The sequence below is a fragment of the Pseudoalteromonas sp. NH0006-46 genome, assembly GCF_057547735.1.
The window spans coordinates 147379-159785 of the sequence record NZ_BAAJML010000003.1; the positions used below are offsets into that span (position 1 = coordinate 147379).

Consider the following 12407-nt stretch of genomic DNA (forward strand, 5'->3'; position numbering starts at 1 on the left):
AGACTAACTCTATGAGCCTTGCAGTGGCGAACAACATAAATTGGTTATGTTGTAATAATGCAAGATTGAACAATAAAAAACGGAGTGCTTATGTATAACTCACTATTGGAGGGTACCAATGACCATTTGGCTTAATGCTGGTATTATTTTTACCCTACTTGCAATTACGATCATTTTATTAAAATGGGGTAATGTACGTGTTGTTGGTGTTACACCAGTTAAAACACTTACCTTTATCGCAATACTCTTTACCTCAGGCCTTGATGTTGGCCTTATAATGTTTCCTTTAACTGAGTTTGCAGGTTATGCAGACATAAAAGCAAGCCCAGAATACGCGTTTGCAAATCCACTGGCCATTGAGTTTGGTTATTGGGGATTTTTAATCTGGGGATTTTACTTTCTTACGTGCTTTTATTTCTGTGTAATAGAACCTAAAGTTAAATTTTTCGAAATACCTTGGGTAAAGTTCATTAATAACGTAGTTATTATTGGTACATGTGCTTTTACCGCTTACCTGTTACTTTCTAACCTTCCATGGTATTTGCCAGAAATTGGCGATGGTTCAAGTATTGTTTCTGAGTTTTACTTAATTGTATTTGCAGCAATTTGTTTTGCCGTATATTCAAGTACAGACATTAAGTACGTACGATTTTTAAGTATTGCTACTACTTGGTTATTTATAGCACTAATTGGCTTTATGTGGGCAGGTGCGTTTGTATTAGGTGACAGTGAAATGTCAGCATTCACTGATAACTTAGCCTCTATCGGCACATACTTTGCCAACATAAATGAATTTGTTTTACCGCTTAACGATTACCATGAGTTTTACTTATTTTGGTGGTTTGCTTGGAGCATTATGATTGGTCAGTTTACCTCTCGTTTTGTAGGCGGTTTAAAAACTTACCAAGTTCTAGGCGCTATGTTAATTTTCCCTTCAATACCAATTGCAATCTGGTTTAGCGTACTTTACCACTACCACGAAGCGGGTATTCCAACGCAAGGCATTAAAAACTTTGCCATGGTATTTGTAGGTATTGTGTTTGTAATTAACTCACTCGACTCGTTAGTGCGTTTATACACAGACAACTTAAACATTACTGTAAAACGCTTTGGTAAAGCGAAGTATATGATTGGAAACATACTTGCGCTTTCATTATTAACATTATTGTTTAAGCTAGAATTTTTACAAATACAGTGGGTAGGTGCATTAGTGATTGCCTTGTTCTTCCTGTGTGCTGGCTTTATTGGCTACAGTAAGTTTAAAACAGTTAAGAATATTGATAGCTCACCAAAAGCAAACAAAATTGACTACACTAAAATTGAAACACAAAGCTAGGAATTTATAATGAACAATAAACTAAAACAACTTGCAGTAGCAGTGCCATTCGCTCTTTTATCAACAACGGCAGCTGCCGACTGGTCAACAACTATTACAGCAGCATCAGATTACACGTTTAACGGTGTAAGCCAAACAGATAACGATCCTGCATTACAAGCAAGTTTGGATTATGCTTTTGATAATGGCGTGTATGCCGGTGTATGGGCGTCAAACGTAGACTTTGGTGATGATACCGATTTTGAACTAGATGGATACGTTGGTCGCTATGTACAATTAAACGATAAGTTTAGTGTTGACTACGGTATTGCATACTACACATACCAAGGTAATAACAGTGATGGAAATTACCCTGAGGTTTACACAAAATTTGGTTACGCCAGTGATTACGGCCAAACAGAGCTTAATTTTTGGTACAGCTGGGATTATTTTGGAACAAGTGCGGGCCATGTAGTTTCAATGATTGCTCATACTTATGAACTTGCACCAAATCATGCAATACGTGCAAGTTTTGATATTTCTAATTCACTTGACGGTGAAAAATGGGCGTGGGATGTAAACCAAAAGAAATCGTACAGTCACTACCGTCTTGCTTATCAAACCAGTTACGAAGGCTTTGGTATTGAAGTAGCCGCTGAGAATACTAGCCTTGATTACGACTACGCCGATGAGCGCATCGTACTAGCAATTTCAAGAACATTTGATTTATAAAGATTAATTAATTTTAACTTTGAACATTAGCGTGGCGAACCACAACTCAGGTTCGTCATACTCAAAAAGCCTCCTTATGAGGCTTTTTTATTATTTAAATACTCAATTAATGCGCTTGAGGTCAGCGGCCTTGAAAAGTAATACCCTTGTAAATGCGATACGCCTAGTTGAGTAAGCTTCTTACACTGCAAAGGTGTTTCAACCCCTTCAGCAATAACATTAAAATTAAGCGAACTTGCCATTTGCACTACTGCGTTAACAATGCTTAAGCCTCTTTCATCCTCATCTTGAACAAAACTTTTATCCACTTTTACAATATCGACACCTACATCAAGCATGCTCGATAAAGAAGAATACCCTGTACCAAAGTCATCTATTGAAATTCTTACACCCAGTTCTTGTAATGATTTAACCACATACAAAAATGTATGCTTATCGTTTGCAAATACAGATTCAGTTACTTCTAAATGAAGCTTATGGGCAGGAAAATTCAAATTCGCCAAAATATTCTTAACCTTCTTGGCAAACTCTATTTCTTTAAGCTGCATCACAGATACATTAATGCTGACTGATAAATCTGGGGAGAGTTGTTGAAAAGTAAGTGCTTGTCGGCACGCCGTTTCAAGTACCCAAAAGCCTATTTTTGAAATTAACCCATACTGCTCTGCAATTGGTATAAATTCGTCAGGAGGTATGTTTTCTCCTTTTAATTGCCAACGAATGAGCGCCTCAATCGCGTATATATCATGTGTTTTAGAGTCAATAATGGGCTGGTATACCAACGAAAAACAATTATTGGCAAGCGCGGTTAAAAGCTCTTCGCTAAGTAGGCGCTTTCTTTCTAATTCAGAACGAAGGGACTCGCTAAAAAAACTAATTTGCCCACGATTCATTCTTTTTTGGTGATACATTGCCATATCGGCATTTAAAATTAAGCTATCCAGGTCTTTACCATGCTCTGGGTAAAGTGCAATGCCTATGGTCGCCCCTACCCGTGCGCCGTGCTCTGTTTCTGGATGATCCTGTATAATTGCATCAATAATTTCTTTAGCAAAATCGTAAGTATTTTCTTTGCATACAAAATCACTTAAAATTAAAAACTCATCGCCGCCCCAGCGGCACTTTTGCTGATTATGAGCACACACATCAGAAATACGTTTCGCTGTTCTTTTTAAAACGTTATCACCGACCTTGTGACCCATCACATCATTTATATTCTTAAACCCATCTAGGTCTATAAAAAGCAGCGCAAAAGGTGGATCTGGATAATGTTTAATTCGATTTTTTGCATCATTTAAAAATGCATTTCGATTTAATAATTGGGTCAGAGAGTCAGAATTTGACAGATGCATTATTTCTTCAGTACGCGCGTCAACTCTTAACTCCATTTTTTCAAGTAAATCGCTGTTTTGATTTTTTAAGTGTATTGCTTGCTGTGTAAATGCAGATGCTTTATTGAGAGTTAATAAATTAATTGAACCATAACCAATACCTAAAAAGCCAAGTACATTTTCGTAATAATGTGAAGACATTATTAACACTAACGCGTAAGGAAATAATAGGATAAATGCATAAGCAAAACAGGTCAGCTTATGTGCAGACAACACATTAGCAGAACCACCACCTAAAGCAGATAATATAATTATGATACTTGTGGCTTCTAAAGGCTCGAAAGAAGTGTGAAAATACAAAGCATAACTGGACCATACAATAGCGGTTATGACAACCCCTGATGAAAATTTTAGGAGGTCAAATTGAGTAGCACGTTTGTCTATTTTTAAAAATGTGCGGATATCTAAAAAACGAATCCCCAAAACAAACAGCATAATAAGCCACCAAGCTAGCTTATCGTTATAACTTAATAACTCGCCTTTATTAAAACTAAAAGCAATACAGGCGCTCGCAAATAAAGAAACGAGTAAACCTGAATAAGCGTTCTCGTAAAGTAATCTTACTGTATCATTAAGGTTTTCTTCGATTAGGGAGCTTCGATGCATGTTATCTAAGCCTTAACATCTCGTTTTTATTATTTATGTAACTAAAACTATGTCTTAATTAAAAAATTGTCCAGTAAACGCCCAAGTAACACATTTTTATTTAGTAATTTCCCAGGCACTAGAACCCGATGCAGATAAATTAGCGTTATTATTACGTAACACTTTATTTCCAACATTAATAGAAGACTCTGGACGACTCACTAAATAGCCTTGAACTGAGCTCACACCTAACTTTTTTACAAGCTCAAATTGGGCAATTTCTTCCACACCTTCTGCTACTATTTTTAGCCCCAACCTCTGGCCTAGCTCACTAATGGTATTGAGTATGTCATTATATTTTTTACTTTTATTGGCTTGAGTTATAAACGAGCGATCAATTTTAATAACATCAATAGGTAAATCTGCTAGGGTGCTTAAAGAGCTAAATCCGGTACCAAAATCGTCTATAGCAATAGTCACACCGTCTTCTCTTAGCTTACTAAGCTCATCAATAATTCGAGTACTTGCCTGAATAAAGGTAGACTCTGTCACCTCAAGCATTAAAGACGTTGCAGGTAACCCCGTACTTTTGAGTGTTTTTGTGATCCAATCATATATATCACGGTGTTTTAACTGAATACCTGAAATATTTACCGATATTTTTACTTTACGCATACCTGCATTGTGCCAGGCAGCCATTTGCCTGCATGACTCAAGCATAATCCAATCACCCAACTCTAATATTAAATTTGACTCTTCAGCAATAGGGATAAATTCAGCAGGTGAAATCATGCCTTCAACTGGGTGGTTCCAGCGTGTGAGTGCTTCAAAATAGTCAATCATGCAATCTTCTACGTGCACGATGGGCTGAAACGATAGATAAAAGTCTTTACATGCAATGGCTAAGCGAAGCTCTTCGAGTAAATAATGATACCGGCGCATTTTGTTACCCATTTCAGGGGAATACACTTTAAAAATACCCTTGCCGTCACTTTTAGCTCGATACATTGCTACATCTGCTAACTGCAACAATGCTTGTGGTGTAGATGCGCTTTCTGGATAAGTAGCAATACCAATGCTTGCACTAATTTTTACAATTTTATTGCCAAGTACAAAGTCTTTTTCAAGCTCACTAAGTACTTGTTTTGCTATGTCGACAACCTTATCGCTTTCGTCCAACGACTCAATAAAAATAGAAAACTCATCCCCCCCTAAACGCGATAAATTTTGTTCTAACTGATTAGCTGAGTTTATATTACTTAATTTATGGTGACGCAAAACATTAGCCAAACGTGTTGCCACTTGTACAAGTATCTCATCACCAAAGCTATGCCCAAATGAGTCGTTAACTTGCTTAAATCCATCTAAATCAATGAATAATAATGCACAAGTTAATTCCTTTTGACCTGTTTGGTTTATGTGCCTACCAATATGCTCAATGTAGGCATGTCTATCGATGAGTTGGGTTAATTTATCTTGGCATATGCTTGTTTGTGTTTGTTTTACATAATTGGCTACATGCATATTTAGGGTGGTAATAGATTTACTTAAATTGCTAATACCATCAGGGTTTTGAGCAGGTTCAATCTCTAAATTAAACGACTCTAAAAGTTTATTAGCCTGCTGATTAAGTTGACTTAACTTATGTTTATGATTTTGTTTCCTGCTTTGTTTTTTTATGTACACAGCAAGCAAAAGTATACAAGAGAAAAAAATAATGATGTTTTTAGGCGACGTTAGCACCATCAAAATGAGTACATTGGCATCAGCCGCAATAAAAGATTGTTCCGTTGTTTTAACAAGGAGTAATGTTTGAGAAGCACTGTCAATTGTATAATGGCCGCTCAGAACTGGGTTGTACCAAGGGGCAATATCTAAATTGGTGCTGCTTATATCAAATTTTTTAACGCTAAAATTAGACTGGAACAGATTGGTGCGGCTTATCTGACTCGTCAATTCAGTATTTAGGTAAAAGCAAAATAGCAAAATGAGTAAGGAAATTAATCCAACATGCTTTAATTTTTTCATGAAAAATTCCCTAACAATACTGATCCTTAATAACTAAATGTTCATTATATCTCCTATTTTCATTTGTAAGCAATTATTTATCTGATATGTGTCGATTTTTTGTGCGAGAAAAAGTGTAGCGATGACTGAAAAAGAGCTGGGGTTAAGGTTTTAAGTAAGGCTAAAATACAAAACTTAAATGTGCGCCCATAAACAGACTCTATTTGACGCCTGGTTATGAGCCCATATTTACATTACCTTGTTAGAGCTGCCATGCATAACTCACTTTTGTGAAAAAGGTGCGTTGGTCACGCTCAATATTTTCGAGTGTATCGTCCTGATACCCTCTATCTGAGTAACCTAAATAAAATAAAGTTTGTGCGTTAATCTTATACGAATAAACCAGTTGGCTACCATAGTCTTTATTTGTTTGGCTTACTTGATAAAAATAAGCCTCTTTGTTTCTGTCTATATCTTCAACTTGTAAAATCAGTTTTAACATTGATCGCATGTTAAATTTATAATGCAGTCTAAAGTCGACCAAATTTGCTGTATAAACGCGGTCATCCCGTGGGTTATCTAACTTGCTGTAACTGTGTCTTATATCCACTTGCCAATGATCGTTTATATCCCACACTGCTTGAGTTTGTGTATTAATTACATCGCCAAGCTCAAGATTTGTATAGTCAATACGGCTTGCATATTCTAGATAAAACGATAGATTCAAGTCTTTAGTGGGTTTAAGTGAAGTATAAAGGTAACCTATATTTTGATTGTAAAACTCATCGTAATAACTCTCTTTACGATGAATAAAGCCAATATTAAATAAAGACTGCTTTTGCCCCTTAAAACTTAAAAAGCCTTCATATTCTTCCTCAAGCAAGTCACCACTTTGCGCCCAGGTTTTATCCCAATCAGCTTCATAAGACCATGACGTAATTAAATCCAACTCATCTCGATACCACGTTTGACCGCCACCAATCAGCACTTTTTCATAATCAACCTTGGCTTGGTATCCTAAATCGGTGCGATAATCCTCGCCAATATTTTCATAAGATGTGAAAAGTTTATAGTCTCGCTTGTCACGGGTTAATTCAATTGCATATGCCTGATCTGATTGTGTTTTAGAGAGACCGTAGTTATCAACTAAAAAGTCAGAGTTTCGCGTATCAGCTGACGAAACTTGATAAAGCAATGTATCTGACTGATTAAACCAATAACTGCCATCAACTGATAACAGCGTATTACGATAATTATTACTTTGTCGGTGTGTACTTGATACGCCCAACGTTCCCTGTTCACCTAAATCATATTGATAACGACCGACTGCCGCCTGTGTTTTCTCATTCAGTGAGGCAAAACCAGAACCTTGGTTTTTTGGTAAAAGGATATTACTGTTTTCGTCATCAGCTAGCATAAGTGCATAGCTATGCCCATCGGTTTTACCAGTTAGCTTTGCCCCTAAAGTTGGCTCTGCAATGGTTCGAGTGTATAAAAGCTCAAACAAGCTACTTTTAAAGTAAGAGGCACCATCTAAAAAGAAAGGTCTTTTCTCTGCATAATAGATTGAGTACGTTGTGTTCACGTCAAGCTCAAGAGAATCGGTCTCTACCTGCGAAAAGTCAGGGTTAATAGTCGCATTTAACACCGCGTCTTTTGTTATTCCCCAGCGTAAATCTAAACCGGCCTCAGTGTCTATGCTACCGTTCTCCCAGTCGCCAGGGAGTTGGGCTTTATCATCGTGGCGAAGTGCTGTGAGCGTCGGGGTAAGTTGAACATTTTTACTTGATGCTAATTCGCTCAAGCCCGTTAACTTATCAAACTGACACAAGCTACATTTAACATCGCGGTCAAACCCCATATTGGATATTTGATAAAGTACATCCCTAGGGTAGTTTCTCATTAATAAAAACCCCCACGTTAAATCTTTTTTATTTTCTGGAAAGCGCAGTGCTTTAAAAGGAATACGCATTTCAACTATATAGCCTTCATCGGTAATTTTGCCAGCGCTATCCCAAATTGCATTCCACGATGGATCTGATTGCCAACCATCAGTATCGCTCATGCGTAAATCGCCTTGTGCACCTAACGGATTAACAAAAAACTCATAGCCTGAGCGCTCATCATTAAAGGTGTCTATTACAAGTATTACAGTATCGTCTTGCCAAAGGGTATCTCGGTCACGAAGTGAAGCGCGTATTTGATCCGGGTCAGAATCGTAAGCAATAAAACCAACATACAAATTTGTGCCATCTTCATACATGTACGCATCGGTTTTTACAGGAGGGGTGCCTCTTTCATTAGGCTCATCTTGAACAAGCAAAGGGACATAGGTCGCTTTTTGCCAATGCGCTTCATCAAGTACGCCATCAACACTGATATTTTGATTTATTCGAGCCAGCGATATCTGCTCTTTTTTAGCAAATACACTGTAGCTATTAACTAGTAGGAAGAACGATAAAAGTAAAAACGTGAGTGGTTTTTTTGTAGTTATAAAGTACTGCATAAACATCCATTTAAAACAACTTTACTCAATATGAGTAATTTCTAAACCGGAGTGTAATTTAAGCGGGTACATTTGTTAATACCTTGCAAACATAATTTGGCAAAATATTAACTAATTAATAATAAAGGATTATTTGTTCTATTCTTAGGTATCAAGTAGCTTTAGCTTATTTTCAACACCGTTCCATGTGTCAGCATCTTTAGGGGCTGTTTTTACCTGTGTAATACGAGGCCAAATAAGAGCAAGTTCTGCATTGAGTTCGGTAAACTCTTTTTGAGATTCAGGAAGTTCATCTTCTTGATAAATTGCTTCTGCTGGGCACTCTGGAACACATAATCCACAATCAATACAGTCAATTGGGCTAATTGCTAAAAAATTAGGGCCTTCAAAAAATGCATCCGCAGGACACACTGATACGCAATCGGTGTACTTACATTTTATGCAATTTTCGGTAACTACAAACGCCATAATATTTTTGTACCATAAAGCTAATTTAACAGTGGGCGATCATACCCTTTCACCTTAAAAATACAATAAATAACTGCCATATTTTGCCAATTTAACGTAGTATGTGTGCCCTTAATGTAAAGCCAATTCGTGCCCTACACTTTCTTATTGTGAGCGGAGAAACACCGCTAAGACACCAAATAGAGATAATAATGATACGTTTAACTGAAATAAAATTGCCACTTGATCATGATGAAAATGCCATTGGTCAAGCCATTATCAACAAACTAAAAATACAACCTGCACAATTACATAGTTATAACGTATTTAAACGCGGTTACGACGCTCGTAAAAAAACAGCCATATTACTCATTTACACCCTTGATATAGAAGTTGATAACGAAGCTGAGCTTTTAGCCACATTTGCAAAAGATCAACATGTAAAAACAGCACCCGACACATCTTATAAATTTGTAGCGCAAGCAAACGAAAATATCACCGAGCGTCCTATTGTTGTCGGTTTTGGTCCATGCGGTTTGTTTGCAGGCTTAGTGCTTGCCCAAATGGGCTTTAACCCAATTATTGTTGAGCGAGGCAAAGAAGTTCGAGAGCGTACCAAAGACACCTTTGGGTTTTGGCGTAAAAAAGCACTAAACACCGAATCAAATGTACAGTTTGGTGAAGGCGGCGCGGGGACATTCTCAGATGGAAAATTATACAGCCAAGTAAAAGATCCAAAACATTATGGACGAAAAGTTATTACTGAATTTGTTGAAGCCGGCGCACCTGAAGAAATTTTGTATGTAAGCAAACCTCATATTGGTACCTTTAAACTCGTCACTATGATTGAAAAAATGCGCGCCCGTATTATAGAACTTGGCGGAGAAATTCGTTTTAGCACGCGTGTAGACGATATCCACTTAGATAATGGTCAAGTAACAGGCCTTACCTTGTCTAACGGTGAACATATTGAAACACGCCACGTTGTTCTTGCTGTTGGGCACAGCGCACGCGATACCTTTAAAATGATTCATGACAAAGGGATATATATTGAGGCCAAACCATTTTCAGTGGGATTTAGAATTGAGCACAAACAATCAATGATTGACGAGTGTCGTTTTGGTCCAAATGCCGGAAACCCAATTTTAGGCTCTGCCGATTATAAACTTGTGCACCACTGCAATAACGGTCGCACTGTATATAGTTTTTGCATGTGCCCTGGTGGCACTGTAGTTGCTGCAACATCTGAAGAAGGCCGTGTTGTAACCAATGGAATGAGCCAGTATTCACGCAGTGAGCGCAATGCAAATAGTGCTATTGTTGTAGGTATTTCACCTGAAAAAGATTTCCCAGGTCACCCTCTTGCGGGTATTGATTTACAGCGCAAATTAGAAGAGCAAGCTTACAAGTTAGGCGGCGAAAACTACGATGCACCAGCCCAGCTTATCGGCGACTTTTTAAAAGGAAAATCTTCTGCTGATTTGGGCGATGTAAAGCCTTCATATACGCCCGGGATTAAGTTAACAGATCTCAGTAATGTATTGCCTGCTTTTGCAATTGAAGCGCTTCGTGAGGCTATCCCTGCTTTTAACAAACAAATACGTGGGTTTTCTACTAATGACGGGTTACTAACGGGTGTAGAAACACGCACGTCATCACCCATTAGTATAAAACGCGACAGAAGCTATCAAAGCATTAACACCAAAGGGCTTTACCCTGCAGGTGAAGGCGCAGGCTACGCTGGCGGTATATTATCAGCGGGTATTGATGGCATAAAAGCAGCCGAGGCTGTTGCGCTATCAATGCTTGAAAACACTTAAACGCTATATTTAGTTAATTATCGTAAAGCCTCACATTGTGGGGCTTTTTTGTGTTAAAAGTAACCAAACAACTATTTGCGTGCTTTTTATGATAAAAATATTACTAGGATTATTAACCTGTGTCGTTGCTTTAAACACTTCAGCACACGAGCTAAAAACAATAGATGAAATTCACTCGGCGTTTAAAAATAATACAATTAGTGCCCAACAACTTACCCAACACTATATTAATCGTATTAATAAACTTAACCCTCAATTCAATGCGGTCATTAATATTGAGCCTAGTGCTATTGCGCAAGCTAAAAAAATTGATGAACTTAGTGCTAAAGGGCTGTGGGCTGGGCCTCTTCATGGAATACCGGTACTTTTGAAAGATAACATAGAAACCACAGGCTCATTACCAACAACAGCAGGCTCGTTAGCACTTAAAAATAATATTACTAACAATGATGCCTTTGTGGTTAAGCAATTACGTAATGCTGGCGCCATTATTTTAGGTAAAACTAATTTAAGTGAGTGGGCTAATTTTCGATCGTCTTACTCATCATCAGGATGGAGCGCCGTTGGGGGGCAAACACACAATGCGCATGACATAACTCGTAATCCTTGTGGTTCGAGCTCGGGATCAGCTGTTGCCATCGCACTTAACTTTGCCCCTGTAGCCCTTGGCACAGAAACCGATGGCTCTATTACCTGCCCAGCTTCTGTGAACGGTGTTTATGCGATAAAACCAAGCATGGGCCAAGTATCGCGCTCTGGTGTGGTGCCACTTTCAAGTAGCCAAGACAGTGTTGGTCCAATGGCACACTCATTAAAAGATGCCCGCCTTGTATTATCAGTTCTACAAGGTCGCGATACGCTTGATACCTCAACGCATAGTTTTCAATTACAAGCATTGCCAGATGCTAAAAAGTCATCATTAGTTATTGGTGCACTACCAAGTGATAAGTTTACAGTAGAAACACAGCGTTTATACCAAAATCAACTTTCAGCTCTCCAACAGGCTGGCCATAAAGTAATTAATATTGATATAACAGATGATTTAACTACGCTATTTGTTGATGAATATTATGTATTGCTTTACGACTTTAAAAAGGAAATAAACCATTACTTAGCAAATACTGCTGCCCAAGTGAAGGTAAAAAGTTTAAGTGCACTGATTGATTTTAATAAACAAAACAAGGCAGCTGAAATGCCCCATTTTGGGCAAGACATTTTAATACAAGCCAACGCTATCGACTTAACGCAAACAGACAAATACCAAAAAACTAAACAGCGTTACCGCACATTAGCCACCGCCGCCATTACTAATTTATACAAAAATAATAATGTGGATGTAGTCATTGCTCCAACCACATCGCCTGCGTGGAAAACAGACTTGGTAAATGGTGATAACTTTAAAGGCAGTAGTAGCTCTTTATCTGCAATTGCCGGCACAACTCATATTACCCTTCCCGTTGGTAAGGTAAGTGGTTTACCCGTTGGATTGTCTATTATTGCAAATAAAAACCAGCCACAGGCAGCCTATCAGCATGCTCAAATAATCGACGAAGCTTTTATTTCGACCATAAAAAAACCTGAGTAAACTCAGGTTTTATTAATTC

General features: G+C 37.9%; 8 protein-coding genes. 4 read left to right on the top strand and 4 right to left on the bottom strand.

What is annotated here, in order from left to right; translation table 11 throughout:
• The first annotated feature begins 118 nt into the window (after positions 1-118).
• Together AC27I2_RS08455 and AC27I2_RS08460 are read left to right on the top strand one after the other, a co-directional pair.
• Positions 119-1336: a BCCT family transporter gene (locus tag AC27I2_RS08455; protein ID WP_138529012.1), complete on the top strand. Its 1218-nt coding sequence runs from the start codon at positions 119-121 to the stop codon at positions 1334-1336.
• 9 nt (positions 1337-1345) lie between these two features.
• On the top strand, positions 1346-2047 hold the full coding sequence (locus AC27I2_RS08460) for a TorF family putative porin (protein ID WP_138529014.1): 702 nt from the start codon (positions 1346-1348) through the stop codon (positions 2045-2047).
• 74 nt (positions 2048-2121) lie between these two features.
• Here the strand turns inward: AC27I2_RS08460 and AC27I2_RS08465 are convergent, their stop codons facing one another.
• The 4 genes from AC27I2_RS08465 to fdxA all read right to left on the bottom strand — a co-directional run bounded on the left by AC27I2_RS08465 (position 2122) and on the right by fdxA (position 9004).
• A complete protein-coding gene (locus AC27I2_RS08465; RefSeq protein ID WP_487203985.1) occupies positions 2122-4044 on the bottom strand; it encodes a putative bifunctional diguanylate cyclase/phosphodiesterase in 1923 nt (640 codons plus the stop codon).
• Between the two features lie 96 nt (positions 4045-4140).
• Positions 4141-6051, bottom strand: coding sequence for a putative bifunctional diguanylate cyclase/phosphodiesterase (locus AC27I2_RS08470; RefSeq protein WP_058404190.1), 1911 nt, complete (start codon positions 6049-6051; stop codon positions 4141-4143).
• Between the two features lie 241 nt (positions 6052-6292).
• Positions 6293-8536 carry a carbohydrate binding family 9 domain-containing protein gene (locus AC27I2_RS08475; RefSeq protein WP_487203986.1) on the bottom strand — a complete coding sequence of 748 codons (2244 nt, stop codon included), beginning with the start codon at positions 8534-8536 and terminating at the stop codon, positions 6293-6295.
• Positions 8537-8680: 144 nt separating this feature from the next.
• Positions 8681-9004: a ferredoxin FdxA gene (gene fdxA, locus AC27I2_RS08480; protein ID WP_058404191.1), complete on the bottom strand. Its 324-nt coding sequence runs from the start codon at positions 9002-9004 to the stop codon at positions 8681-8683.
• 191 nt (positions 9005-9195) lie between these two features.
• Here fdxA and AC27I2_RS08485 point away from each other — a divergent pair, with 191 nt between their 5' ends.
• Both AC27I2_RS08485 and AC27I2_RS08490 read left to right on the top strand, forming a co-directional pair.
• Entirely contained in the window at positions 9196-10803 is a 1608-nt protein-coding gene (locus tag AC27I2_RS08485) for an NAD(P)/FAD-dependent oxidoreductase (protein WP_487203987.1), read from the top strand.
• An 88-nt stretch (positions 10804-10891) separates the two neighbouring features.
• Positions 10892-12388, top strand: coding sequence for an amidase family protein (locus AC27I2_RS08490; protein WP_487203988.1), 1497 nt, complete (start codon positions 10892-10894; stop codon positions 12386-12388).
• Positions 12389-12407: the final 19 nt, after the last annotated feature.

Excerpts from the sequence above, each read along its gene's own strand:
- AC27I2_RS08485 (WP_487203987.1), top strand. The coding sequence starts at position 9,196 with ATGATACGTTTAACTGAAATAAAATTGCCACTTGATCATGATGAAAAT.
- AC27I2_RS08490 (WP_487203988.1), top strand. The coding sequence starts at position 10,892 with ATGATAAAAATATTACTAGGATTATTAACCTGTGTCGTTGCTTTAAAC.
- AC27I2_RS08475 (WP_487203986.1), bottom strand. The coding sequence starts at position 8,536 with ATGCAGTACTTTATAACTACAAAAAAACCACTCACGTTTTTACTTTTA.
- AC27I2_RS08460 (WP_138529014.1), top strand. The coding sequence starts at position 1,346 with ATGAACAATAAACTAAAACAACTTGCAGTAGCAGTGCCATTCGCTCTT.
- AC27I2_RS08465 (WP_487203985.1), bottom strand. The coding sequence starts at position 4,044 with ATGCATCGAAGCTCCCTAATCGAAGAAAACCTTAATGATACAGTAAGA.
- AC27I2_RS08470 (WP_058404190.1), bottom strand. The coding sequence starts at position 6,051 with ATGAAAAAATTAAAGCATGTTGGATTAATTTCCTTACTCATTTTGCTA.
- AC27I2_RS08455 (WP_138529012.1), top strand. The coding sequence starts at position 119 with ATGACCATTTGGCTTAATGCTGGTATTATTTTTACCCTACTTGCAATT.
- fdxA (WP_058404191.1), bottom strand. The coding sequence starts at position 9,004 with ATGGCGTTTGTAGTTACCGAAAATTGCATAAAATGTAAGTACACCGAT.